The following is a 23,598-nucleotide window of genomic DNA, read 5'->3' on the forward strand; positions in this document are numbered from 1 at the left end:
TTGACATGCCGCCTAACGTTGGGCATGGTGCTCAACAGTTAGCACGAAGCGCAACCAAGGAGCAACGCCATGAGCCTCAACGCAGTTAACGAGTCCGCTACTTCAAAGCCCTGGCGTGCCGGACGTATCGCAGGAAGCTGCCGGGACTCATTCCCCACGAGCTACATCCCGTTTCCGGTCGGTGAGTATCAGCTTGAGATTGTTGAATCCGACTACGTCACCAACAGCACCGGGACGGGCAACATCCTCAAGTGCAAGGCTCAGGTCGTCGGCGGCGACTTCGATCAGCGCCCGTTCTACATCAACTACGACCTCGAGAATGATAACCCAGACGCGCAGGAAATCGGCCAGCGCGAATTTGCCAGGCTCCGCCGGGCCGTTGGAGTGCTCGCTCCCGAGAACAGCGCGGAACTGCACTGGAAGCGGTTCCGGGTGAAGCTCCATGCCGACGGGCCGGTGCAATACCTGTTTGACGAGCCCGCTGATCTGCGGAGGGCCGCCTGAGAATCGCCGCCTGCGACGCGATGGGAATCGCAGCAGCAGCGCCGGGATTCCCTTCGTCAGACGCTTTCGATCACTCGTCCGGCAAAAGTCATATAGTCCGCGCCGACCGACGTGATCCTTATATGGCACCGTCCCCCCTCGTCTGTCTCGAGCAGTAGATCGCCCTGAAGGTCTGCGAGCGCCAATACGCTGGGGTCGCAGAGCAGCTTACCCGATCTCTCATTCGACATGTCGCACACGATCTCGGCACGTTGTCCTGTCTTCGTGATCAAGCGAGCCATGGGTTCGATCCTTCTGCGCGAGGGCGGCGATACTGCTGGCGCTCGGAATGACGGACTGCCGGCCCATCAAATCTTTGCCTGCAAGCGAGGCCGGATCCTTGATATGGGTAATCGTCTGCAAATCGCTAGGGGTAGCTTGATATTAATAAGTCACATTCGGAGAAAACTGAATGTTACCCAAATGATATCAGCGCTTTAAAGACTTTTTTATTAAGCTGAAAATTTGATAATTACAGACTTACTTGGCGTGCGATGCTTGCCTCACGTCTTGTTTTGGCCGGTTCGACCAGGATCGAACGGGCCAAGCGCGCGACCGGAGTGCTTAGTCCGCAGGACAGCGCCGAGCTGCATTGGAAGCCGTTCCAGTTTCCGTTCAGCATTGAGCGTGTGGAACTCCTGAGGGCTGCCTAGAGAATCACGACTAGCGCCGCAATAAGCCCGCCTCTGAAACCAGGGCGGGTTTTCCGATTCTGGCTACAAGCGCTCAGCCTGGCTACAATGTGGCTATAAGCTTTATAGCCAGCGCCTCAGGTGACTGCTAAGTGCTTGATTTCGCTGGTGAGCGGGGTGGGGATCGAACCCACGACCACATGATTAAAAGTCACGTGCTCTACCACTGAGCTACCCGCCCTCACCGAGGCGCTGACATACGGAGCCATGCCGCCCGGGTCAACTCGTTCGATGAAGTCGTCACCATCTCAAGCGCCGCAAGGCCGCCGACCGGCGAAACTCGGCGTTTTCTTGCGGCATCGCAGCATCGGAACTTCTGGACGCCCTTCCCCTCCCATGCATTCTGGGGGCGCCCATAACAACGAACGGCGATTCAACGCCGGGGGATTCCAACTGATATCGGGAGAGAGAGAATGGACGAACGGGAAATCCGCGGCCTCGTCGCGGATGTGAAGGGTGGCGCGCTGTCGCGACGATCCTTCATCCAGAGGATGGCGGCAGTGGGCATCACGGCCCCGATCGCGAGCCAGATCCTGGCATGGAACGATGTGGCGATGGCAAACGCCGCGCTGCAATACAAGCCGACCAAGGCCGGCGGCGGCGGGGCGCTGAAAATCCTGCTCTGGCAGGCGCCGACCCTGCTCAACCCGCATTTCGCCTCGGGCACCAAGGACCAGATCGCCTCGCGCATCTTCTTCGAGCCGCTCGCCGGCTGGGACAAGGAAGGCAACCTCTTCCCGCAGCTCGCCGCGGAGATTCCGAGCAAGGCCAATGGCGGCCTCTCGGCAGACGGCAAGGAGGTCATCTGGAAGCTGAAGCAGGGCGTGAAGTGGCATGACGGCAAGCCGTTCACCGCCGACGACGTCGTCTTCACCTGGGAATATGCCGCCGATCCGGCGACCGCCGCCTACACCACCGGCTCCTACACCAACATCAAGGTCGAGAAGATCAACGATCACACCGTCAAGGTGATCTTCAAGGACCCGACGCCGTTCTGGGCCGATCCCTTCGTCGGCGTCGCCGGCATGATCATCCCGAAGCACCATTTCGGCGACTATAAGGGCGCCAAGTCGCGCGAGGCGCCCGGCAACCTGAAGCCCGTCGGCACCGGCCCCTACAAATTCGTCGACTTCAAGCCCGGCGACATCCTCACCGGCACCCGCAATGAGGACTACCACGTCAAGAACCAGCCGCATTTCGATACGCTCGAAGCCAAGGGCGGTGGTGACGCGGTCTCGGCGGCGCGTGCCGTGCTCCAGACCGGCGAATACGACTATGCCTGGAACATGCAGGTCGAGGACGAGATCCTCAAGCGCATGGAGACCGGCGGTCGCGGCAAGGTGGTGGCGGTTCCCGGCGGCGACATCGAGTTCATCATCCTGAACACGACCGATCCGTGGACCGAGGTCGATGGCGAGCGCTCCAGCGTCAAGACCAAGCATCCGACGCTGTCGGATCCGAAAGTGCGCGAGGCGATCAACCTGCTGATCGACCGCGATTCGATCCAGAAGTTCATCTATGGCCGCGGCGGCACCGCGACGGCGAGCTTCGTCAACGAGCCCAAGCAGTTCAAATCGCCGAAGCTCAAATACGAATTCAACATCGACAAGGCCAACAAGATCCTCGACGACGCCGGCTGGAAGAAGGGCGCCGACGGCATTCGCGAGAAGGACGGCAAGAAGCTCAAATACGTCTTCCAGACCTCGATCAACGCCCCGCGCCAGAAGACCCAGGCCATCATCAAGCAGGCCTGCCAGCGCGTCGGCATCGACCTCGAGCTCAAGTCGGTCACGGCGTCGGTCTATTTCTCTTCCGACGTCGCCAACCCGGATACCTACACCAAGCTGTATTGCGACATGGAGATGTACACCACGACGCAGCCGCAGCCCGATCCGGAGCGCTTCCTCAACCAGCTCGTCTCCTGGGAGATCGCCAACAAGGAGAACAAGTGGCTGGGCCGCAACGTCTCACGCTACTCGGACCCTGAGGCCGACAAGGCCTACAAGGCCGCCCAGAAGGAGTTCGACCCGGTCAAGCGCGCCGCGCTGCTGATCAAGGTCAACGAGATCTTCTGCGAGGCCAATATCCTGCTGCCGATCCTCTCACGCACGGTCGTCGGTGCCTCGGCCAACAACCTGGAGGCCGATATCTCCGGCTGGGAGGTCACGACCTGGAATCTGGCAGCCTGGTATCGGACCTGAGCGCACCGCCATTTCAAACAGGACCGGCCCCTTCGGGGGCCGGTCCGCTAATCCAACAAACCCCGTTCCAGAGCCCCATCGATGCAGCCATGGATATGGCCGTGCAACAGCCGCTGCGCCTCGCCTGCGTCGCGGTGAAGCGCGCAATCGAGCAGCGCGCGGTGCTCGCCGATCGAGGTCGGTCCCCAGAAGATGAAAAACACCATCTGGTAGCGCAGATAGCGCTCATAGATCCCGGCATGAAGATCGAGCAGCGCCTTTGAGCCGCAGGCCGAAACCAGCGCCTGATGAAACTCGAAATCGTAGCGCTTCCACTGCTGCGTGCCGGAATCGTCGCCGGCCAGCAGGCGCTCTTCCATGCGGGCGAGCTTGTGATGGGCCGCGACGACGCGCCCTTCCCATTCCATGTCGCCGGCTGCGAAAGATTGCGCGAGCGCGTGGCTCTCGATCAACAGCCTGAGGTCGGCGAGCTCCCGGAGTTCGCTGGCCGTGCAGGGCGCGACCTGGAAGCCGCGCTGCCCTTCCGCCACGACAAATCCCTCCGGCGCGAGGCGATTCAGGATTTCGCGAAGCGTGCTGATGCCGACGCCATAAACCGGCCGCAGCTTGTCGAGCGTCAGCCGCTGGCCGGGCTGCAGGCGCCCGAAGACGATATCCTGCCGGATTCGCTCATAAGCCTGCTCGCCCGTGGACAGAGCGGCGATCTCCTCGCCGCCGCTATCCGCTGCCGCTTCCGCCATGACATCCCCTTTCCTGATCATCACGCAGATTAAGCCCTTCGGCCGAGCGCGCCAACCGTTAAAGCTGTCCATCCATGAAATAGCAGACGATCTACGAATTATCAGTTGATTTGAATCGGGCACCGGGTAGGATCGTCGGCACAAGAAGCCGACGGAGCCGTGGACTCCGCAGCGAAGGATCTCGGGAGGTCATCATGTCGGCAGGCGGGAAGCCGGCAGCCGGGCGCGGCTGCATCTACATCCTGAACGGCCCCAACCTGAATCTGCTCGGGCAGCGCGAGCCGGCCATCTATGGCAGCACGACGCTGGCCGAGATCGGCCAGCGCTGCACGGCCAAGGCGAAGACGCTCGGTTTCACCGTCGACTTCCGCCAGACGAATTTCGAGGGCGAGCTCGTCGAAAGCGTACAGCAGGCGCGGCAGGAGGCCTGCGGCATCATCATCAACCCGGCCGGCTACAGCTTTACCTCGGTAGCCTTGCTCGATGCGCTGAAAATGTTCGAGCGACCGAAGATCGAGCTGCACATCTCGAACGTCCATGCGCGCGAGAGCATCTATCACAATTCGCTGGTTTCGCGGACGGCGACCGGGATCATCATCGGTTTCGGCGCCGCCGGCTATGAGCTTGCCATCCAGGCGATGGCCGGGCTGGTGGAGGCCTGAATATGGCTTTGATCGCCGCAAGCCGGATCGACGATGCGGAGCGGCGGCCTTCAGCGGCGCAGCGTGCGCAGCATGGTATCGATCGCAGCGGCCCTGCGGCGCGTCAGAGCCTCCGGCGCGCCCATGTCGTGGCCAAAAATCTGGCGGATGCTCGCGCGGTTCGAGACGTTGTAGAAGGCGAGCGCACTGATCGTCAGGTGGATGTCGATCGCTTCGATCCCCGGCCTGAACACGCCCCCCGCGACGCCGCGTTCATAGGCCTCGCGGATCATGTCGATCACCGAGAGGTTGAGGGCGGAGATCCTGTCGGACGACGCAAGGTGTCGGGCATGATGGATGTTCTCGATCATCACCATCCGAACGAAATCCGGGTTCTCGGCGTGATAGTCGAAGGTGAATCCCGTCAGCAGCGCGATCGCCTCTTCCGGCTCCAGGCTCGCAAGGTCGAGCCCACGCTCGAAGCTGCGGATGCGCTCATACATCTCTTCAAGGACAGCGCGGTAGAGCCCCTCCTTGTCGCCGAAATAGTAGTAGATCATCCGTTTGCTGGTGGCGGTTCGGGCTGCGATCTCGTCGACGCGGGCGCCGCTCAGGCCGTTCTCGACGAATTCCAGCCGCGCCGCCTCCAGGATACTGCGGCGCACGCCCTCCGGGTCCTGGGTCCAGGACGCCGATTTCCGGCTCGTTCCCCGCGGTTTGATCGCTGCCTTGCTCATGTTCTACCCGGCGCCCTGCTGCCCCGCCGACCTTCGGCGGCACCCAAATGGACAGCTCGGTTAATTTCGCTTGACCAAATGAACTAAGTGGTACAATTAACATACCATCGGCCTCATGCAAGCTGCGTGAGCGACTGAAAAGGCCCTCGCAAGAAGGGCTGCGAAGACAGACGGGACCCGGACCGACCCCTTTTTTTTCGAGAAGGTCGGCCGCTTTGGGAAGCGCCATGAATTACAAGCTCGATTTCACTCCCGTGATCGAGGGCATGCCCGACCTCCTGATGGGCTGCCTCGGCACGTTTCTACTGGCGCTCAGCGGGATGGCGCTGGCCATCGTGATCGGAATCGGCGGCGTGGTGCTGCGGGATTCGCGCTTTGCCCCCGTGCGCTTTCTGGTGCGGGCTTTCGTCGAGATCATCCGCAACACGCCCTTCCTGGTGCAGATCTTCTTCATCTACTTCGCGCTGCCGCTGACGGGCCTGCGCCTCGACCCGACGCCGACGGCGATCATCGCGCTCGGCATCAATGGCGGCGCCTATGCCATCGAGATCATCCGCGGCGGCGTCCAGTCGATCAGCAAGGGCCAGATCGAGGCCGGTCTGGCGCTTGGCCTGCACAAGGCGCAGGTCTTCCGGCTGATCGTGCTCAAGCCGGCGCTGCGCGCGATCTTCCCGTCGCTGACCAGCCAGTTCGTGCTGCTGACGCTGACCACCTCGGTCGCCTCGGCGATCTCCGCCTATGAGCTGACCTCGGTCGCGCAGCGGATCGAGTCCGACAGTTTCCGCTCTTTCGAGGTCTACGGCACGATCACGCTGTTCTACCTCGTGATCTCCTGGGTGATGATGCGCTTCTTTTCGGCGATCTCGACCCGCTACTTCAGCTACCCGGTGAAGTGAGGGCGCGATGGGCTGGAACGAATTCCTCTTCCTCCTCACCGGCCTGAAATGGACCGTGGCGCTGTCGGCGATCGGCTTCGTCTTCGGTTCGGTCTCCGGGCTCGGGATCGCGCTGATGCGCACGTCCGGCCGTTCGCTGCTGGAACGGATCACCGCCGGCTATATCGCCCTGTTCCAGGGTACGCCGCTCCTGATGCAGCTCTTCGTCGTCTATTACGGGCTGGCGCTGGTCGGGCTGAAGCTCGATGCCTGGGTCGCGGTCGCGATCGGCTTCACGCTGCATGCCAGCGCCTATCTCGGCGAGATCTGGCGCGGCTCGATCGAGGCGGTCCCGAAAGGGCAGACCGAGGCCGCCAAGGCGCTGAGCCTACACTATGTCTCGCGGATGCGGGACGTGATCCTGCCGCAGGCGATCCGCATCTCGCTGCCCGCGACGGTCGGCTTCCTGGTCCAGTTGATCAAGGGCACCTCGCTTGCCGCCATCGTCGGCTTCACCGAGCTGACGCGGGCCGGCAACATCGTCTCCAACCAGATCTTCCAGCCGCTCCTCGTCTTCGGGATCGTCGGCGTCCTCTACTTCCTGCTGTGCTGGCCGCTCTCGCTCTACGGCTCGCATCTGGAAAAGCGCATGGCCATCGCCGCGCGCTGAGCATCCCGGTTCAACGCCTAGACCAACCACCAACCATAAAGGGAGAGAAACATGACGAAGATGAAATCCACCCGCCGCAGCCTGCTGATCGCCGGCGCAGCCGCGCTGGCCCTGCCCGCCCTGGTCGGCAGCCCGGCGCAGGCGATCACCCCGGCCGAGATCAAGGCCAAGGGCAAGATCGTGGTCGGCATCCAGGGCGACAACCCGCCATGGGGTTTCGTGACCAGCGCCGGCAAGCAGGATGGCCTCGACGCCGACATCGCCACGCTCTTCGCCAAGGAGCTGGGCGTGCAGGTCGAGTTCGTGCCGCTCGAGGTCAACAACCGCATCCCGGCGCTGACCACGGGCCGCGTCGACGTGCTCTTCGCGACCATGGCGATGCTGCCGGAGCGCGCCAAGGCCGTGCAGTTCTCGAAGCCCTATGTCGCCAACACCATCGTGCTGATCGGGCCGAAGAAGGACAAGATCACCACCAACGAGGACATGGCGCGCTACACAATCGGCGTCGCCAAGGGCGCAGCGCAGGACACGCAGGTGACCAAGAACGCGCCGGCCGGCACGACGATCCGCCGCTATGACGGCGACGCGCCCTCGATCCAGGCGCTGGTCTCCGGCCAGGTCCAGGCGCTCGGCGGCAACATCTTCTACATGCAGCGCGTCGAGCAGGGTCGCCCCGGCGAGTTCGAGAACAAGCTCGAGTTCCAGAACCTCTACAACGGCGCCTGCACCCGCCTCGGCGAGAAGGAGATCAACGCGGCGCTCAACACCTTCATCGACAAGATCAAGGCGAATGGTGAGCTGCAGAAGGTCTACGACAAGTGGATGAAGGTGCCGGTGCACAAGTTCCCGGACAGCCTCGAAGGCATCACCTTCACCGCGAGCTGAGCGCTCCGGAGCATCTCCGCGCTACTCTGAAGCGCGGAGATGCTCCGACGCCTTGTTTGATCGCATTTCCTCTCGCGAACCGGCGTCCACTTCGCTCGAAAATGCTTGGGGACCGGAGCCCGGACCATGAACCAGCCAGTCCTCAAGAGCGCCGCTGCGGCGGATGCCATGATCGCCATGGCGCATGTCGAGAAATGGTATGGCGACTTTCTGGCCCTGACCGACATCAACCTCGAAGTCCGCAAAGGCGAGCGCATCGTCCTGTGCGGCCCTTCAGGCTCCGGCAAGTCGACGCTGATCCGCTGCATCAACCATCTGGAGACCTACCAGAAGGGTGAGATCAGGGTCAGCGGCGCCAAGGTCGACGACAACGCGAAGACCATCGACGCGGTTCGCCGCGAGGTCGGCATGGTCTTCCAGCACTTCAACCTGTTCCCGCATATGAGCGTGCTGCAGAACTGCATGCTTGCGCCGATGCGCTCGCTCGGCGCGAGCAAGGCGGAGGCGGAGGCGACCGCCCGCCAGCTGCTCGGCCGGGTCAAGATTCTCGAACAGGCAGAGAAGTATCCCGCCCAGCTCTCGGGCGGCCAGCAGCAACGCGTCGCGATCGCACGCGCGCTCTGCATGAAGCCCAAGGTCATGCTGTTCGACGAGCCGACTTCGGCCCTCGACCCGGAGATGGTCAAGGAGGTGCTCGACACCATGATCGCGCTCGCCGACGAAGGCATGACCATGATCTGCGTCACCCATGAGATGGGCTTCGCCCGGCAGGTGGCGAACCGCGTCATCTTCATGGCAAACGGTGCCATCGTCGAGGAGGCGCCGCCCGAGGAGTTCTTCCATAACCCGCGCCAGGAGCGGACGCGGAAGTTTCTCGGCGAAATCCTCCACAAGCACTGAACCCAAACGCCTGAAACGGAACGCAACCATGTCCCGCCTCGTCTACGTCCTGAACGGCCCGAACCTGAACCTGCTCGGCAAACGCCAGCCGCATATCTACGGGCACGAGACCCTGGCCGATGTCGAGCGCGATTGCCGAAAGCTGGCCGAGGAGCTGAAGCTGGAACTGCGCTTCCATCAGTCCAACCGCGAATACGAGCTGATCGACTGGATCCATGAGGCGCGCGAGGACGGCGCGGGCATCGTCATCAACCCCGCGGCCTTCACCCATACCTCGGTCGCGCTGCTCGATGCGCTCAACACCTTCGAGGGGCCGGTGATCGAATGCCATATCTCGCAGGTGCATAAGCGCGAGGCCTTCCGACACCATTCCTATGTCTCGCTGCGCTCCGACGGCGTCATCGCCGGCTTCGGCACGCAGGGCTATCAGCTCGGGCTGCGGCGCATCGCCAAGCTGATCGACGACAAGGCCGCTTGAGGATCGATCCGATGGCTCCGGTCAAAATCGCGGTGATGGGTGCGGGCCTGATCGGCAAGCGCCACGCCGCCCATGCCAGGGCCCAAGAGGGCGCGCTCCTGTCGGCGATCATCGACCCGGCGCCAGCCGGCAAGGCCTTCGCCGCGGAGATGGGCGTCACGTGGTACCCGGCATTCGACGCCGTCCCCGCCAGCGCGAGGCCTGACGGCGTCATCGTCGCCACGCCGAACCAGCTCCATGTCGCCAACGGGCTGGAGCTGGCGGCGGCCGGCATCCCGATGCTGGTCGAGAAGCCGATTGCGGATAGCGTAGACGGCGCGCGCAAACTGGTTCAGGCGGCGGAGGCTGCGGGTGTGCCCCTGCTCGTCGGCCACCACCGGCGCCATAATCCGATGATCCGCAAGGCGCGCGAGACCATCGACGCCGGCCGGCTCGGCCGCGTCCTGACACTGACCGGGCAGTTCTGGCTGGTGAAGCCGGACGCATATTTCGACGTCGACTGGCGCCGGCAGGAAGGCGCCGGGCCGATCCTGATCAACCTGATCCACGATATCGACCTGTTCCGCTATCTCTGCGGCGAGATCGTCGGGGTGCAGGCGCAAAGCTCGAATGCGGTGCGCGGCAACCCGGCCGAGGAGACGGCCGTCGCCATCCTGCGCTTCGCCAATGGCGCGCTTGGCACGGTCAGCGCCTCCGACACCGTGGTCTCGCCCTGGAGCTGGGAGCTGACGACCGGCGAGAACCCGGCCTATCCGCGCCAGGACCAGTCCTGCTACCAGATCGGCGGCACGCATGGGTCGCTGACGATCCCGGCGCTCGAACTCTGGAACCACACCGACAAGCGCGGCTGGTGGGAGCCGCTGAAGCGCGAGCGCATCCCGTTCGTTCCGGAGGATCCGCTCCAGGCCCAGATCCGGCATTTCTGCGCAGTGATCCGCGGTGAGGAGGAACCCCTCGTCTCCGGCCGCGAGGGATTGGCGACGCTCGCGGTCATCGAGGCGGTGAAACAGGCGGCGCGCTCCGGCGGGCCTGTCGAGGTGGCGACCGAACCTGTGTCGGCGAGGGCTTCGGCATGATCAAGGGCACGACACGGCTGATCGGCCATCTCGGCTTTCCGACCGAGAGCTTCAAGGCGCCGATGATCTACAACCCCTATTTCGAGCGGGATGGGATCGACGCCGTCGTCGTGCCGATGGGCTGCCGCAGCGAGGATTACCCTGACTTTCTCAAGCTGTTCTTCCGGCTATCCAACGCGCATGGCGCGCTGGTGACCATGCCGCACAAGGTGACCACAACCGGCCTCGTCGACACGCTCTCCCCGACCGCCGCGATCGCCGGCGCCTGCAATGCGGTGCGCCTTGAGCCGGACGGCCGGCTTGCAGGCGACATGTTCGACGGCGAAGGCTTCGTGCGCGGCGTCCTGCGCAAGGGGCGCAAGCTCGCTGGCGCCCGCGCGCTGGTCGTCGGCGCCGGAGGCGTCGGCTCGGCGATCGCCGCATCGCTGGCGAAGGCCGGTGTCGGTGAACTCGGCCTGTTCGATACCCACGGGGCGATGGCCGAGGAGCTGGGCCGGCGGCTTGTCGCGCACTACCCCGCCCTGCGCGTCACGACCGGTTCGAACGATCCAGTGGGCTTCGACATCATCGTCAATGCGACGCCGCTCGGCATGAAGCCGGGCGATCCCTTGCCGCTCGATGTCGCCCGCCTGCCCTCCTCCGCCCTGGTCGGCGAGGTCGTGATGGCGCAGGAAATCACGCCGTTTCTGGCCGCGGCACGCGCACGCGGCTGTGCGGTGCAGGTCGGCACCGATATGCTGTTCGAGCAGATCCCCGCCTATCTGGAGTTCTTCGGCCTGCCCACGACCACGGCCGAGGATCTGCGCGCCGTGGCGCGGCTGGGCTGAGAGGAGGCAATCCCGTGATTCCATCGATCGCCACCGTCTGCGTCTCCGGCACGCTCCAGGAAAAGCTCGAAGCCATCGCGGCCGCCGGCTTCACGGCGGTCGAGATCTTCGAGAACGACCTGATCGCCTTCCCCGGCTCGCCGGCGGAGGTCCGGCGCATCTGCGGCGATCTCGGCCTGACGATCGTAACCTGCCAGCCCTTCCGCGATTTCGAGGGCATGCCGGAGGCGCGCCGCCAGCGCGTCTTCGACCGGGCGGAGCGCAAGTTCGATCTGCTGCAGGAGCTGGGGACAGATCTGCTTTTCGTCTGCTCCAGCGTCTCGCCTGAAGCACTTTCCGGCATCGAGCGGCTCGCGGCCGATTTCATCGAGCTCGGCGAACGGGCCGGCCGGCGAGGTCTGCGCGTCGGCTACGAGGCGCTGGCCTGGGGGCGGCATGTCTTCGACTATCGCGACGCCTGGGAGATCGTGCGCCGCGCCAACCGGCCGGAAGTCGGGATCGTGCTCGATTCCTTCCATATCCTGGCGCGCGGGCTCGACCTTTCGGCCATCGGCACCATCCCGCGCGACAAGATCGCGATGGTGCAGATGGCCGATGCGCCGCTGCTGCAGATGGACCCGCTGTCATGGAGCCGGCACTGGCGCTGCCTGCCCGGACAGGGCGATCTCAACCTTTCCGGCTTCATGCGCGCTCTGGTCTCGACCGGCTATGACGGGGTGCTGTCACTGGAGATCTTCAACGACCGCTTCCGGGCAGGCTCCGCCCGTTCGGTAGCGCTCGACGGCCATCGCTCGCTGATCTGGCTGCTCGACGAAACGGCGCGCCAGATCGGCAAGCCTGTGCCCGGCGCGGTGCCGATGCCGCCGCCGGCACCCGTCGAGGCGGTGGAGTTCATCGAATTCGCCGTGTCGGAAGCCGAGCGGCCGGGCTTCGAGCGGCTGCTGCGCGCGCTCGGGTTTGCGCGTTCCGGCGCGCATCGCTCCAAGGATGTCGATCTCTGGAGCCAGGGCGATATCCGCATCGTGCTGAACAGTGAGGCGGACGGCTTCGCCCATAGCTACCAGATCACGCACGGCACCTCGGTCTGCGCTCTGGCGCTGCGCGTGCCGGATGCGCAGGCCGCGATCGCCCGTGCCACGGCCCTGCTCGACGTGCCGCATGCCGGCGCGGTCGGGCCGGGCGAGCTCGATATCCCGGCCGTGCGCGGGCTCGGCGGCAGCCTGGTCTATTTCCTCGACCACGCCTCGGCGCTCGGCCGCTGGGCCGAGGTCGATTTCGAGGCGACGGAGGAAACCGGACGCGATGCCGGTTTGACCGGCGTCGACCATGTCTCGCAGAGCATGCAGTACGAGGAGATGCTGACCTGGCTGCTGTTCTATTCTTCGCTGTTCGAAACGAAGAAGGCGCCGAGCCAGGCCGTGCTCGATCCCGGCGGCGTGGTCCAGAGCCAGGTCATCGAGAGCGGACTCGATGGCGAGCGAGGACACGGGCTCCGCCTCATCCTGAACGGCTCTCAGAGCCACCGCACGCTCTCGGCCCGTTTCATCACCGATTTCTTCGGCTCCGGGGTGCAACACATCGCCTTGGCGACCGACGACATCGCCGCGACGGTGGAGCGGCTGGTTGCGAACGGCGTGGCCATGCTGCCCATCCCCGAGAACTACTATGATGACCTCGAGGCCCGCTCCGACCTGTCGGCGCAGGAAATCGATGCGATGAAGGCGTTGAACATCCTCTACGACAGCGATGCCTCGGGCATCTTCCGGCAGGCCTATACGCAGACTCTGGACGGCGGGCTGTTTTTCGAGATCGTCCAGCGCGACGGCTATGCCGGCTATGGCGCCGCCAATGCCGGCATCCGCCTGACCGCGCAATCCAGGCTCGCCCGCCCGATCAGCGTTCCCGCCCCGAGCCACGGCTGAGGATCTGACGATGACCTCTCCTTGCATCATCACCGTCGCGATCACGGGGTCGCTGCCGACGAAGAATGATAACCCCGCGGTCCCGATCACGGTCGCGGAACAGGTCGAGTCGACACAGGAAGCCTTCGAGGCGGGCGCGACGCTGGTTCATGCCCATGTCCGCAACGATGACGGCACGCCAAGCTCAGATCCCGAACGCTTCGGGCGGCTGCTCGAAGGGCTGCGCCGACATTGCCCCGGCATGATCGTGCAGTTTTCGACGGGGGGCCGCTCCGGCGCAGGCCGCGAGCGCGGTGGCATGCTGCCGCTCCGGCCCGACATGGCCTCGCTGTCGACGGGCTCCTGCAACTTCCCGACGCGGGTCTATGAAAACAGTCCGGAGCTGGTCGACTGGCTGGCCGCCGAGATGAAGAGCCACGGTATCAAGCCGGAGATCGAGGCCTTCGACCTGTCGATGATCTTCAAGGCCGCCGAGATGGAGCAGGCGGGCGCGATCGCCGGGCCACTGCATGTTCAATTCGTGATGGGCGTCAAAAACGCCATGCCGGTCGATCGAGCCGTCTTCGAATTCTACATCGCGACCCTGAAGCGGCTCGCCCCGGCCGCGACCTGGACCGGCGCCGGGATCGGGCGCGACCAGATCACGCTCAATCGCTGGTCGCTGGAGCTCGGCGGCCATTGCCGGACGGGGCTGGAGGACAATGTCCGCCTCGATCGCGACACGCTCGCGCCGTCCAATGCGGCGCTGGTCCGGCGTATCGTCGCGCTGTGCCCCGAATATGCGCGCCATCCCGCCTCGGTGGCGGAGGCGCGCGCGCTCTTGTCCCTTCCCGCTGTCCCCTGACGGAGGCACGATGTCATGACCCGTCTCATCCTTCCCTATGCGGCACCGGACCAGGGCCAGCCGGCCTCGCTGTTCCCGGATTACCGCTCGACCGTGGCCCGCAGCCCGCGGCAGGCGCCGATCATGGTCCCGCAGACGCTGACCGAGGTGACTGGCCCGAGCGACTGGTCCCGGCTGATGGGGCCGGCGATGTCCGACCTCACCGCCCAGCACAAGGGCGAGCCGCAGGGTCAGCGCATCGTCGTGACCGGCCGCGTGCTCGACGAGGACGGCCGGCCCGTTCCGAACACTGTCGTCGAGATCTGGCAGGCCAATGCCGCTGGCCGCTATATCCACGCCAAGGACGACTGGCCGGCGCCGCTCGATCCGAACTTCACCGGCGTCGGCCGCGTCGTCACCGACGGTGAGGGCCGCTACCGCTATGTCACGATCCGGCCCGGCGCCTATCCCTGGGGCAACCACAAGAACGCGTGGCGCCCGGCCCATATCCATCTCTCACTGCTGGGGCCGGCCTTCGCGACGCGGCTGGTCACGCAGATGTATTTCCCCGACGATCCGCTGATCGAGATCGATCCGATCGCCAACGCCGTGCCGATGCCCTATCGCCAGCGCATGGTCTCGCGCTTCGACATCGGCACCACCGTGCCGAACTGGGCGCTGGGCTATGTCTTCGACATCGTGCTCAAGGGCCGCGATCAGACACCGTTCGAGGACGATCATGACGACGACCACTGACTCGACGAGTGGGGACCTGGAAACCCGCAACGCCGCCCCGCGGCACGACAATCAGGACGCGACGCTCTTCGGCCAGACGCCCTGGCAGACGGTCGGCCCCTATTTCCACTACGGCCTGCCGTGGAAGGGCGGCGCCGACCTCGTCGAGCGCTCCGATATGGGCGCGCGGCCGGACCTGATGCCGCCGGAGCATTTCCTGCTGTCGGGCTCGAATGTCTCGGGGACGCCCGAAGGCGAGGTCATCGCGCTGGCCGGCTGCGTCTACGATGCCGACGGCAAGCCGATCGAGGACGCGATGATCGAGATCTGGCAGGCCAACGCGGCGGGCCGCTATGCCAGCCCGGACGATCTTCGTGAGGAGGTGCCGCTCGACCGGCATTTCGTCGGTTTCGGCCGGGCGTCGACCGACAAGGACGGCGTCTTCCGCTTCCGCACCATCCGCCCCGGCCGCGTGCCCGGCCCCGGCAACAGCTTGCAGGCGCCGCATATCGCGCTCTCGGTCTTCGGCCGCGGCCTGCTGAAGCGGCTGCCGACCCGGCTCTATTTCGCCGACGGCGAGGGCAACGACTCCGACCCGATCCTCAACCTCGTGCCCGAAGCGCGCCGCCACACCCTGATCGCCGAGCGCAAGCCGGACGGCACCTGGTGGCTCGACATCAACCTCGCCGGCGAGAACGAGACGGTCTTCTTCGATCTGTAGAAGCGCGGCGCGCTCTCCCGGCCGAGATGCTCGGGCTTGACCCGAGCATCTCACAACGAGAACGCGCCCGCGCCCCTTCCTGCGAGAGCTTCTCGGGTCTGCGCTTTGCTCCGCCCGAGAATGACGGCCTTAAAAGGCGGCTGCTCAGGCCGCCTTTTTCCTTTCGGCGATGTGCGCGAGATCGGTCAGCAGCCGGCGCGTCGCCTTCAGGCGCTGCTCGACTGTCTCGAAATCGTCGATGAAGACGACGCGCATGTCGGGGCGCACCTTCGCCAGCGTGCCCTGCTTGGCAACGAAGCCCACCAGCCCTTCCGGATTGGCGAATTCGTTGTTGCGGAAGGCGACGATGATGCCCTTCGGCCCGGCCTCGACCTTCTCGACATTGGCGCGCTTGCACAGCGCCTTGATCGCGACGATCTCCAGGAGCTGGTTGACCTCCTCCGGCAACGGGCCGAAGCGGTCGACCAGCTCGGCACCGAAGGATTGCAGCTCGGCATCGTCGTCCATGGTCGAGAGGCGCTTGTAGAGCGTCAGCCTGAGCGTGAGGTCAGCGACATAGTGCTCGGGGATCATGACGGGCGCGCCGACCTGGATGGCCGGCGACCACTGCGTCTCGGCCTCGAACTCGATGCCGGCCTTGAGTGCCGCCACCGCCTCTTCCAGCATCTGCTGGTAAAGTTCGTAGCCGACTTCCTTGATATGGCCGGACTGCTCATCGCCGAGCAGGTTGCCGGCGCCGCGGATGTCGAGATCGTGGCTGGCGAGTTGGAAGCCGGCGCCGAGCGTATCCAGCGATTGCAGCACCTTGAGGCGCTTCTCGGCCTGCTCGGTCAGCTTGCGGTTGGCCGGCACGGTGAAGAGCGCATAGGCACGCGTCTTCGAGCGGCCGACGCGCCCCCGGAGCTGATAGAGCTGGGCGAGGCCGAACATGTCGGCGCGATGGACGATCAGCGTGTTCGCCGTCGGGATATCGAGGCCCGACTCGACGATCGTGGTCGAGAGCAGGATGTCGTACTGGCCGTCATAGAAGGCGGTCATCACGTCTTCCAGCGTTCTTGCCGCCATCTGGCCATGGGCGATCCCGACCTTGCACTCCGGCACCTGCTTGTCGAGGAAGTCCTTGACCTCGGCAATGTCCTCGATACGCGGCACGACATAGAAGGAGCGCCCTCCCCGGTAACGCTCACGCAGAAGCGCCTCGCGCACGATCAGCGGATCGAAGGGCGTGACGAAGGTACGCACGGCAAGGCGGTCGACCGGCGGCGTCGCGATGATCGAGAGCTCGCGCACGCCGGTCATGGCGAGCTGGAGCGTGCGCGGAATGGGGGTCGCCGACAACGTCAGCATATGCACCTCGGCGCGTAGCTCCTTCAGCTTCTCCTTGTGGGCGACGCCGAAATGCTGCTCCTCGTCGACGATGACGAGGCCGAGATCCTTGAAGTCGACGCCCTTGCCGAGCAGCGCATGGGTGCCGACGACGATGTCCATCGTGCCGTCCTTGGCGCCCTGCTTCACCGCCTTGAGATCGGCCGAGCCGACGAAGCGCGACGCTTGTCCGACATTGACAGGTAAGCCGGCAAATCGATCCGCGAAATTGCGGTAGTGCTGGCGAGCGAGCAGCGTCGTCGGCACGACGACCGCGACCTGCTTGCCGTTCAGCGCCGTAGCGAAGGCTGCGCGCAGCGCGACCTCGGTCTTGCCGAAGCCGACATCGCCGCAGACGAGCCGGTCCATCGGCCTGCCGGCCGCGAGGTCGTCCAGCACCGCGTCGATGGTGTTCTGCTGGTCCTCCGTTTCCTCGTATGGGAAGCGGGCGATGAATTCGTCATAGACCCCATCCGGCGGAACGAGGCGGGGCGCATCCTTGAGCGCGCGCGCTGCCGCGATCTGGATGAGCTTGCCAGCCATCTCGCGGATGCGCTGCTTGAGCTTGGCCTTGCGCGCCTGCCAGCCGCCACCGCCCAGCCGGTCTAGCTGGACTTCGGTGTCCTCCGAGCCATAGCGGGAAAGCAGTTCTATGTTCTCTACAGGCAAGAACAGCTTGGAATCGCCGGCATAGTGGATTTCGAGGCAGTCATGCGGCGCGCCGACGGCCGTAATCGATTGCAAACCGATAAAGCGGCCGATGCCGTGATCGACATGGACGACGAGATCACCTGGTGCGAGCGAGGAGAGCTCCGCAATGAAATCCTGCGGCCGGCGCGTCTTGCGGCGCGGACGGACGAGGCGGTCGCCGAGGATATCCTGCTCGCCGACGACGGCGAGGCGCCCGGCCTCGAAGCCAGTCTCGAAGCCCCAGACAGCGAGCGCGACCGTGCCGGGCTTGAGATCGAAGGCGGCCCGCAGCGAGCCCGTCATCTGGACGCTCTTCAGACCGTGGTCTTCGAGAACATGGGCGAGGCGCTCGCGCGAGCCTTCCGACCAGCCGGCGAGGATGACGCGCTTGCCGTCGGCTTCGAGCGCGCGGACATGGGCGACGGCCGCCTCGAAGACGCTGCCGGAATCGCCGGCACGCTCGGCCGCAAAGCTGCGCCCCTGCTTGCCGCCGAGATCGAGGATGAGCTTGCCTTCGCTGTCGGGCAGTTGGAAGGGGGTGAGCGTGGCGACGCCGGAGGCATCGACGATGCCTCGCCAATCCGCCGGCGAGAGATAGAGCGCGTCCGGTGGCAGCGGCTTGTAGGGAATGCCTCCTGCTCCGCCCTGGTCGAGCGCTGCCTTGCGGGCGTCGTAATAGTCCTTGATCAGGCTGATGCGCTCGCCGACCGCGTCCTCGGCCTGATGGTCGAGCACCAAGGGCACGTCCGGCAGATAGGTGAAGAGCGTGTCGAGCTTCTCGGTGAGCAGAGGCAGCCAGTGCTCCAGCCCGGCCGGGCGGCGGCCTTCGCTGACGGCCTCATAGAGCGTGTCGTCGCGGCCGGGCGTGCCGAAGGTCGAGATGTAGGATTGGCGGAAGCGGCGGATGCTCTCGCTCGTCATCTGCGCTTCGGACATCGGCACGAGATCGAGTCCACGGAGCTGCCCGGTGGTGCGCTGCGTCTCCGGATCGAAGGTGCGGATCGATTCCAGCGTGTCCCCGAAGAAGTCGAGCCGGATCGGCGCCGGCATGCCCGGCGGGAACAGGTCGACGATGCCGCCACGCACGGCGAATTCGCCGGTTTCGCGCACTGTCGAGGTGCGCAGATAGCCGTTGATGTCGAGCCAGCGCGCCAGCTCCTCGATATCGACCATGTTGCCGGGGGCCGCCGAGAAACTCTCCGACGCCACCTTGCCGAAGGCCGGCACGCGCTGGAGCGCGGCGTTGACGGTGGTGAGCAGCAGGCGCGGCCGCTCGCCCGACTTCGTCTTGGCGAGGCGCGAGAGCGTCGTCATCCGGTGCGCGACGATGGCGGGCGCCGGCGAGACGCGGTCATAGGGCTGGCAGTCCCAGGCCGGGAAGCTCATCACTTCGAGATCGGGCGCGACGAATTGCAGTGCGTTCTCAAGCACCTGCAGGCGCTGGCCGTCACGGGCGATGAAGACGAGCAGTGCCGGCCCCTCCGCCTTCTTGGCGCGGGCGCGGGTCAGGTCGGCGAGGACGACGGCGTCGAAACCATCAGGCACGCCGGCGAGTGTCGGCTTGTCGCCGCGGTTCAGCGCATCGAGGATGCGGTCGAGCTGCGGCTTGGCGATCTGGCTGGGAGGAGGAATGCTCATCGGAAAGGCGTCATTCTGCGAAAGGGCGTCATTCTCGGGCTTGCCCCGAGAATCTCGGGACGAGCGGGCTCCGATTCAGAGATGGCCGGGTCAAGCCCGACCATGACGGCCATGGGGCCGCTCACACATGGATCGGCTTGTCGTGATGGTGGAAAGCCTTGAGCTTGCGGAACAGTTCCGTGTCGTAGTTCTCGGGCACTGTGGCTTCTCCGGTCACCCAGCTCAGCAGATCCCGGTCCAGCACCTCGATCAGGCGCTCGAACTCGTCGAGCTCGGCATCGTCGAAGCCGGCGATGGTGTCATCGGCGAAGCGGCCCATGATCAGGTCCATCTCCCGCATGCCGCGATGCCAGGCGCGGAAGAGGATCTTGCGGCGGCGCGGGTCGAGATCGGCGCTGGAGCGGGTCGAGCCGGACATGGGAACCTCGGCAAGGAAATGTCAGGTCCGAAAACCTGGGGGATGGCGCAATGACAAACGGGCCGGCCCGTCGCGGAGCCTGCCTGCGCGGGTTATATAGCGACCTAACCCGGTGAAGTCAGCGGCCAAGCCACCGCGATCTTCGCGCTCCTGACAGTTTCGCGAGACATCTTGCGCCCTTCGATCCTCGATCCGCTCTTTGCTCCCGTCACGGCGCTCTCCGGCGTCGGGCCGAAACTCGGCAAGGTTCTCGATCGTTTCCTCGGCGATGAGACGCAGGCTGCGCGCGTGGTCGATCTGATGTTCCACCTGCCGACCGGTGCGGTAGACCGCAGGCCGAGCCCGACGATCGCGGACGCGCCGATCGGCGATATCGCGACCTTCGCCGCCCGTGTCAGCGAGCATCGCGCCGCGCCGGCCGGCAAAAAGGCGCCCTATCGCGTCCTTGTCGAGGATGAGACCGGCGACGTCACCCTCGTCTTCTTCCACGCCGATTCCCGGCATCTGGCCCAGACCCTGCCGATCGGTGCCTACCGGATCATCTCGGGCAAGCTCGAGCTCTGGGAAGGCATGCGCCAGATGGTCCATCCCGAGCGCATCCTCGATCCCAAGCTCGCGACCACCCTGCCCGCCTTCGAGCCGGTCTATCCGCTGACCGAGGGCATCGGCGCGCGCGTGATGATGCGGACCGTGCAGGCCGCTGCGGAGCGCTGCCCGGAGATGCCGGAATGGCAGGATCCCGCTTTCCTTGCCAAGGGCGATTTCCCCTCGTTCCATCAGGCGATCGAAGCGCTGCACCATCCCGCCGATCGCAAGGCGGCCGAGGGCGACACCGTCGCGCGGCGCCGGATCGGCTATGACGAATTGCTGGCGAGCCAGATCGCGCTCGCCCTCGTGCGCCGCCAGCAGAAGAAGATCGCCGGACGCGCCACCACCGGCGATGGTGGCCTACGCTTCCGCATCCAGTCCGCCCTGCCCTTCGAGCTGACCGAGGGCCAGCGCAAGGCGATCGCCGATATCCATTCCGACATGGCCCGGCCCGAGAAGATGCTGCGCCTGCTCCAGGGCGATGTCGGCTCGGGCAAGACCGTGGTCGCGCTGATGGCGATGGCGGCGGCCGCCGAAGCCGGGCGGCAATCGGTGCTGATGGCGCCGACCGAAATCCTCGCCCGCCAGCATGCCGAAAGGCTGGCGCCATTGGCCGAGCAGGCAGGGCTCAAGCTCGCCCTGTTGACCGGGCGCGAGAAAGGCGCCGGCCGCAAGCAGGTGCTCGCCGGGCTGGCGGATGGCTCGATCGACATCGCCGTCGGCACGCATGCGCTGTTCCAGGAGGGCGTCGCCTTCCATGATCTCGCTCTCGCCGTCGTCGACGAGCAGCACCGTTTCGGCGTGCACCAGCGCCTGCTGTTGGGATCGAAGGGCGAAGCGGTGGACGTTCTCGTGATGACCGCGACGCCGATCCCACGCACGCTGTCGCTGACCTGGTTCGGCGACATGGACGTCTCGATCCTCTCCGAGAAGCCGGCTGGCCGGAAGCCGATCGTCACCCGCGCCATCTCCTCCGAACGCTATGACGAGGTCGTCGGCGCCATCGGCCGGGCGGTCGAGAGCGGGGCGCAGGCCTATTGGGTCTGCCCACTCGTGCAGGAATCCGACACGCTCGACGTCGCCGCCGCGCAGGAGCGTTACGAAGCGCTGCAGGAGATCTTCGGCGCCAAGGTCGGCCTGCTGCACGGACAGATGCCCGGCCGCGAGAAGGACGCCGCCATGGCCGCCTTCGTCGCCGGGGAGACGCGCATTCTCGTCTCGACCACCGTCATCGAGGTCGGCGTCGACGTGCCCAATGCCAGCGTCATGGTGATCGAGCATGCCGAGCGCTTCGGCCTCGCGCAGTTGCACCAGTTGCGCGGACGCATCGGGCGCGGCTCAGCCGCTTCGACCTGCCTCCTGCTCTACAAGGGGCCGCTCGGGCCGGTCGCCGAGGCGCGGCTCACGATCATGCGCGAGACGGAGGACGGCTTCCGCATTGCCGAGGAGGATTTGCGGCTGCGCGGCGAAGGCGAGGTGCTCGGCACCAAACAGTCGGGTTCGCCGGACTGGCGCATCGCCCGCCCCGAGACCGATGGCGACCTTCTGGCGGCCGCCCGCGACGATGCTCGGCTCCTGATCGAGCGCGACCCGCATCTGGAGACACCGCGCGGCCAGGCGATCCGGGTGTTGCTCTACCTGTTCGAGCGCGATGTCGCGATCCGGCTGCTCAGGGCGGGATAGGCTTGGTCGTCATGCTCGGGCCTGCCCCGAGCATCTCCTGACGCGGAGGCCCGGGAGCCTCCTTCTGAAAGAGGTGCTCGGGTCTGCGCTTCGCTGCGCCCGAGAATGACGGGGTGGTCCCACCGCAATCCTGATCAAGCGCGGCCGTCTTGCCTGCGCCATGGTGTCGGCGCTTCGTGGAGAGAGCATGGACCCGGTCAAGGCAGCCATCTGGTGCATCGAGAGCCGCTTTACCGCCGAGCTCACGCTCGACGAGATCGCTGAGGTCAGCGGCGTCTCGCGCTTCCATCTCAGCCGCGCCTTCGGCGTGGCGACCGGCCGCTCGGTGATGCGCTATGTGCGCGAGCGCCGACTGTCGGAGGCAGCACGCCAGCTCGCCGGTGGCGCGCCCGATATCCTCACGGTCGCGCTCGACTGGGGCTATGGCTCCCACGAAGCCTTCACCCGCGCCTTTCGTGAGCAGTTCGGCATCACGCCGGAAGAGCTGCGCGCCCGGCGCGACCTCTCATCGCTCGCTCTCGTGGAGTCGTTGAACATGCATGACATCACCCCTGCCCCCATCGCCGAACCGCGCATCGCCACCGGCAAACCTATGCTGATCGCCGGGTTCAGCGGCCATTTCTCGATGGACAAGACGCAAGGCATCCCGCTGCTCTGGCAGAAGGTCGCCCCGCATTTCGGCCATATCCCCGGCCAGCGCGGCTATGTCGCCTATGGCGCGAGCTATAACTGCGATGACAACGGCGCCTTCGACTATATCGCGGGGGCCGAGGTCTCCTCCTTCGGCGGACTTCCGGACGAGTTCGTTCGGCTCAGCGTGCCCGAGCAGCTCTGCGCCGTCTTCGAGCATTGCGGCCATATCACCGGCATCAAGCAGACCTATGAGGTGATCTGGCGCGACTGGTTCCCGAAATCGGGGCGAGAACCGGCGATGGGCGTCACTCTCGAGGTGATGGATGAGCGCTTCGACGGCGCGACCGGCAACGGCACCGTCGAGATCTGGGTGCCGCTCAAGCGGTGACCGGAGGTTTCGTTTCGATCTTCGGCTTGCCGTTCTGCTCTCCGGGCTGGATCAGCCCGGCGGACATGATGAGCTTGGCGCCGTCCTCGACCGAGATCGAGAGCTCCACCACCTCGCGCCGGGGCAGGTAGAAGAAAAAGCCCGTGGTCGGGTTCGGCGTGCAGGGCAGGAAGACGCCGATCTGTTCCTCGCCATCCGGTAGGCGTCCGGCGATGTCGGGCGCGGCCTCCTGCGCGATGAAGACGATCGACCACATGCCGGGCTGCGGAAACTGCACCATCCCCACCTTGCGGAAGGAGGTGCCCGACTGCGAGAAGATCGTCTCGAAAACCTGCTTCACGCCCTTGTAGAGGCTGCGCACCACCGGCATGCGGTCGAGGATCGCCTCGCCGGCGCGGATGAGCGAGCGGCCGACGAGATTGGCGGTGAGGAAGCCGAGCAGCGTCAGCCCGACCAGCGCGATGATGAGGCCGAAACCGGGTATCGGATAAGGCAGATAGGCGTCGGGCAAGTATGAGTTCGGAATGACCGGCTTCACCAGCCCGTCAATGAAATTGATGAACCACCACGTCACCGAAGCGGTGATGGCGAGCGGCGCGGCGATGACGAGGCCGGTCAGGAAATAGCGGCGCAGCCGCGCGCCCCAGGTCGGGCGCAGGATTTCCGTCGGAAGAATGAGGCGGGGATCGGAAGGGCCGGCGGTCATCTCTCTCCCCTGGGCACCGGCGC

At 65.4% G+C, this 23,598-nt stretch carries 22 protein-coding genes and 1 tRNA gene; 16 read left to right on the forward strand and 7 right to left on the reverse strand.

What is annotated here, in order from left to right; translation table 11 throughout:
- Positions 1-69: 69 nt before the first annotated feature.
- The gene (locus AC1DEZ_RS01340) at positions 70-504 is read left to right on the forward strand and encodes a DUF669 domain-containing protein (protein WP_476778322.1); all 435 of its coding nucleotides are present in this window, start codon (positions 70-72) and stop codon (positions 502-504) included.
- A gap of 56 nt (positions 505-560) precedes the next feature.
- Here AC1DEZ_RS01340 and AC1DEZ_RS01345 read toward each other — a convergent pair whose 3' ends face one another.
- Together AC1DEZ_RS01345 and AC1DEZ_RS01350 are read right to left on the reverse strand one after the other, a co-directional pair.
- Positions 561-785, reverse strand: a complete 225-nt coding sequence (locus AC1DEZ_RS01345) for a hypothetical protein (protein ID WP_476778323.1) — start codon at positions 783-785, stop codon at positions 561-563.
- A gap of 556 nt (positions 786-1,341) precedes the next feature.
- Positions 1,342-1,416 (reverse strand) — tRNA-Lys (locus AC1DEZ_RS01350).
- 232 nt (positions 1,417-1,648) lie between these two features.
- On the opposite strand from AC1DEZ_RS01350, the gene AC1DEZ_RS01355 reads away from it, so the two are divergent.
- Positions 1,649-3,436 (forward strand): peptide ABC transporter substrate-binding protein, encoded by a 1,788-nt coding sequence (locus AC1DEZ_RS01355; RefSeq protein WP_476778324.1) that lies wholly within the window; start codon positions 1,649-1,651, stop codon positions 3,434-3,436.
- 47 nt (positions 3,437-3,483) lie between these two features.
- Here AC1DEZ_RS01355 and AC1DEZ_RS01360 read toward each other — a convergent pair whose 3' ends face one another.
- Positions 3,484-4,176, reverse strand: coding sequence for a GntR family transcriptional regulator (locus AC1DEZ_RS01360; RefSeq protein WP_476778325.1), 693 nt, complete (start codon positions 4,174-4,176; stop codon positions 3,484-3,486).
- Positions 4,177-4,370: 194 nt separating this feature from the next.
- Here AC1DEZ_RS01360 and aroQ (AC1DEZ_RS01365) point away from each other — a divergent pair, with 194 nt between their 5' ends.
- Positions 4,371-4,838 carry a type II 3-dehydroquinate dehydratase gene (gene aroQ, locus AC1DEZ_RS01365; protein WP_476778326.1) on the forward strand — a complete coding sequence of 156 codons (468 nt, stop codon included), beginning with the start codon at positions 4,371-4,373 and terminating at the stop codon, positions 4,836-4,838.
- Positions 4,839-4,888: 50 nt separating this feature from the next.
- On the opposite strand, the gene AC1DEZ_RS01370 is transcribed toward aroQ (AC1DEZ_RS01365), so the two are convergent.
- Positions 4,889-5,554, reverse strand: a complete 666-nt coding sequence (locus AC1DEZ_RS01370; protein WP_441513317.1) for a TetR/AcrR family transcriptional regulator — start codon at positions 5,552-5,554, stop codon at positions 4,889-4,891.
- 227 nt (positions 5,555-5,781) lie between these two features.
- Here AC1DEZ_RS01370 and AC1DEZ_RS01375 point away from each other — a divergent pair, with 227 nt between their 5' ends.
- From AC1DEZ_RS01375 to pcaG, 11 genes are all read left to right on the forward strand, one after another.
- Positions 5,782-6,450: an amino acid ABC transporter permease gene (locus AC1DEZ_RS01375; protein WP_476778327.1), complete on the forward strand. Its 669-nt coding sequence runs from the start codon at positions 5,782-5,784 to the stop codon at positions 6,448-6,450.
- A 7-nt stretch (positions 6,451-6,457) separates the two neighbouring features.
- Entirely contained in the window at positions 6,458-7,099 is a 642-nt protein-coding gene (locus AC1DEZ_RS01380) for an amino acid ABC transporter permease (protein WP_441513315.1), read from the forward strand.
- 51 nt (positions 7,100-7,150) lie between these two features.
- Entirely contained in the window at positions 7,151-7,984 is an 834-nt protein-coding gene (locus tag AC1DEZ_RS01385; RefSeq protein ID WP_441513314.1) for a transporter substrate-binding domain-containing protein, read from the forward strand.
- A gap of 168 nt (positions 7,985-8,152) precedes the next feature.
- Complete coding sequence (locus AC1DEZ_RS01390; RefSeq protein WP_476778764.1) at positions 8,153-8,884, forward strand: amino acid ABC transporter ATP-binding protein; 732 nt, start codon at positions 8,153-8,155, stop codon at positions 8,882-8,884.
- A 28-nt stretch (positions 8,885-8,912) separates the two neighbouring features.
- On the forward strand, positions 8,913-9,362 hold the full coding sequence (gene aroQ, locus AC1DEZ_RS01395; protein WP_476778328.1) for a type II 3-dehydroquinate dehydratase: 450 nt from the start codon (positions 8,913-8,915) through the stop codon (positions 9,360-9,362).
- 11 nt (positions 9,363-9,373) lie between these two features.
- Positions 9,374-10,438 (forward strand): Gfo/Idh/MocA family protein, encoded by a 1,065-nt coding sequence (locus AC1DEZ_RS01400; RefSeq protein WP_476778329.1) that lies wholly within the window; start codon positions 9,374-9,376, stop codon positions 10,436-10,438.
- Positions 10,435-11,265, forward strand: coding sequence for a shikimate dehydrogenase family protein (locus AC1DEZ_RS01405; protein WP_476778330.1), 831 nt, complete (start codon positions 10,435-10,437; stop codon positions 11,263-11,265). The genes AC1DEZ_RS01400 and AC1DEZ_RS01405 overlap by 4 nt, the downstream gene beginning before the upstream one ends.
- A 14-nt stretch (positions 11,266-11,279) precedes the next feature.
- A complete protein-coding gene (locus AC1DEZ_RS01410) occupies positions 11,280-13,187 on the forward strand; it encodes a bifunctional sugar phosphate isomerase/epimerase/4-hydroxyphenylpyruvate dioxygenase family protein (RefSeq protein WP_476778331.1) in 1,908 nt (635 codons plus the stop codon).
- Positions 13,188-13,197: 10 nt separating this feature from the next.
- Positions 13,198-14,031 (forward strand): 3-oxoadipate:acetyl-CoA acetyltransferase, encoded by an 834-nt coding sequence (locus tag AC1DEZ_RS01415; protein ID WP_476778332.1) that lies wholly within the window; start codon positions 13,198-13,200, stop codon positions 14,029-14,031.
- A 15-nt stretch (positions 14,032-14,046) separates the two neighbouring features.
- Positions 14,047-14,766, forward strand: a complete 720-nt coding sequence (gene pcaH / locus AC1DEZ_RS01420; RefSeq protein WP_476778333.1) for a protocatechuate 3,4-dioxygenase subunit beta — start codon at positions 14,047-14,049, stop codon at positions 14,764-14,766.
- Positions 14,750-15,466 (forward strand): protocatechuate 3,4-dioxygenase subunit alpha, encoded by a 717-nt coding sequence (pcaG, locus tag AC1DEZ_RS01425; RefSeq protein ID WP_476778334.1) that lies wholly within the window; start codon positions 14,750-14,752, stop codon positions 15,464-15,466. The genes pcaH and pcaG overlap by 17 nt, the downstream gene beginning before the upstream one ends.
- A gap of 144 nt (positions 15,467-15,610) precedes the next feature.
- On the opposite strand, the gene mfd is transcribed toward pcaG, so the two are convergent.
- Positions 15,611-19,159: a transcription-repair coupling factor gene (gene mfd, locus AC1DEZ_RS01430; protein WP_476778335.1), complete on the reverse strand. Its 3,549-nt coding sequence runs from the start codon at positions 19,157-19,159 to the stop codon at positions 15,611-15,613.
- A 121-nt stretch (positions 19,160-19,280) separates the two neighbouring features.
- A complete protein-coding gene (locus AC1DEZ_RS01435; protein ID WP_476778336.1) occupies positions 19,281-19,577 on the reverse strand; it encodes an FAD assembly factor SdhE in 297 nt (98 codons plus the stop codon).
- Between the two features lie 171 nt (positions 19,578-19,748).
- On the opposite strand from AC1DEZ_RS01435, the gene recG reads away from it, so the two are divergent.
- Together recG and AC1DEZ_RS01445 are read left to right on the forward strand one after the other, a co-directional pair.
- On the forward strand, positions 19,749-21,848 hold the full coding sequence (recG, locus tag AC1DEZ_RS01440; protein WP_476778337.1) for an ATP-dependent DNA helicase RecG: 2,100 nt from the start codon (positions 19,749-19,751) through the stop codon (positions 21,846-21,848).
- 187 nt (positions 21,849-22,035) lie between these two features.
- Positions 22,036-22,869 carry an AraC family transcriptional regulator gene (locus tag AC1DEZ_RS01445; RefSeq protein ID WP_476778338.1) on the forward strand — a complete coding sequence of 278 codons (834 nt, stop codon included), beginning with the start codon at positions 22,036-22,038 and terminating at the stop codon, positions 22,867-22,869.
- Here the strand turns inward: AC1DEZ_RS01445 and AC1DEZ_RS01450 are convergent.
- Entirely contained in the window at positions 22,859-23,575 is a 717-nt protein-coding gene (locus AC1DEZ_RS01450) for a DUF502 domain-containing protein (RefSeq protein WP_476778339.1), read from the reverse strand. The genes AC1DEZ_RS01445 and AC1DEZ_RS01450 overlap by 11 nt on opposite strands.
- Positions 23,576-23,598: the final 23 nt, after the last annotated feature.

The organism is Allobosea sp. 10L422, from assembly GCF_056395345.1.

What these genes read in the sequence shown, in the direction of transcription:
- AC1DEZ_RS01340 (WP_476778322.1), top strand. Translation starts at nt 70, where the DNA reads ATGAGCCTCAACGCAGTTAACGAGTCCGCTACTTCAAAGCCCTGGCGT.
- AC1DEZ_RS01345 (WP_476778323.1), bottom strand. Translation starts at nt 785, where the DNA reads ATGGCTCGCTTGATCACGAAGACAGGACAACGTGCCGAGATCGTGTGC.
- AC1DEZ_RS01355 (WP_476778324.1), top strand. Translation starts at nt 1,649, where the DNA reads ATGGACGAACGGGAAATCCGCGGCCTCGTCGCGGATGTGAAGGGTGGC.
- AC1DEZ_RS01360 (WP_476778325.1), bottom strand. Translation starts at nt 4,176, where the DNA reads ATGGCGGAAGCGGCAGCGGATAGCGGCGGCGAGGAGATCGCCGCTCTG.
- aroQ (WP_476778326.1), top strand. Translation starts at nt 4,371, where the DNA reads ATGTCGGCAGGCGGGAAGCCGGCAGCCGGGCGCGGCTGCATCTACATC.
- AC1DEZ_RS01370 (WP_441513317.1), bottom strand. Translation starts at nt 5,554, where the DNA reads ATGAGCAAGGCAGCGATCAAACCGCGGGGAACGAGCCGGAAATCGGCG.
- AC1DEZ_RS01375 (WP_476778327.1), top strand. Translation starts at nt 5,782, where the DNA reads ATGAATTACAAGCTCGATTTCACTCCCGTGATCGAGGGCATGCCCGAC.
- AC1DEZ_RS01380 (WP_441513315.1), top strand. Translation starts at nt 6,458, where the DNA reads ATGGGCTGGAACGAATTCCTCTTCCTCCTCACCGGCCTGAAATGGACC.
- AC1DEZ_RS01385 (WP_441513314.1), top strand. Translation starts at nt 7,151, where the DNA reads ATGACGAAGATGAAATCCACCCGCCGCAGCCTGCTGATCGCCGGCGCA.
- AC1DEZ_RS01390 (WP_476778764.1), top strand. Translation starts at nt 8,153, where the DNA reads ATGATCGCCATGGCGCATGTCGAGAAATGGTATGGCGACTTTCTGGCC.
- aroQ (WP_476778328.1), top strand. Translation starts at nt 8,913, where the DNA reads ATGTCCCGCCTCGTCTACGTCCTGAACGGCCCGAACCTGAACCTGCTC.
- AC1DEZ_RS01400 (WP_476778329.1), top strand. Translation starts at nt 9,374, where the DNA reads ATGGCTCCGGTCAAAATCGCGGTGATGGGTGCGGGCCTGATCGGCAAG.
- AC1DEZ_RS01405 (WP_476778330.1), top strand. Translation starts at nt 10,435, where the DNA reads ATGATCAAGGGCACGACACGGCTGATCGGCCATCTCGGCTTTCCGACC.
- AC1DEZ_RS01415 (WP_476778332.1), top strand. Translation starts at nt 13,198, where the DNA reads ATGACCTCTCCTTGCATCATCACCGTCGCGATCACGGGGTCGCTGCCG.
- pcaH (WP_476778333.1), top strand. Translation starts at nt 14,047, where the DNA reads ATGACCCGTCTCATCCTTCCCTATGCGGCACCGGACCAGGGCCAGCCG.
- pcaG (WP_476778334.1), top strand. Translation starts at nt 14,750, where the DNA reads ATGACGACGACCACTGACTCGACGAGTGGGGACCTGGAAACCCGCAAC.
- mfd (WP_476778335.1), bottom strand. Translation starts at nt 19,159, where the DNA reads ATGAGCATTCCTCCTCCCAGCCAGATCGCCAAGCCGCAGCTCGACCGC.
- AC1DEZ_RS01435 (WP_476778336.1), bottom strand. Translation starts at nt 19,577, where the DNA reads ATGTCCGGCTCGACCCGCTCCAGCGCCGATCTCGACCCGCGCCGCCGC.
- AC1DEZ_RS01445 (WP_476778338.1), top strand. Translation starts at nt 22,036, where the DNA reads ATGGACCCGGTCAAGGCAGCCATCTGGTGCATCGAGAGCCGCTTTACC.
- AC1DEZ_RS01450 (WP_476778339.1), bottom strand. Translation starts at nt 23,575, where the DNA reads ATGACCGCCGGCCCTTCCGATCCCCGCCTCATTCTTCCGACGGAAATC.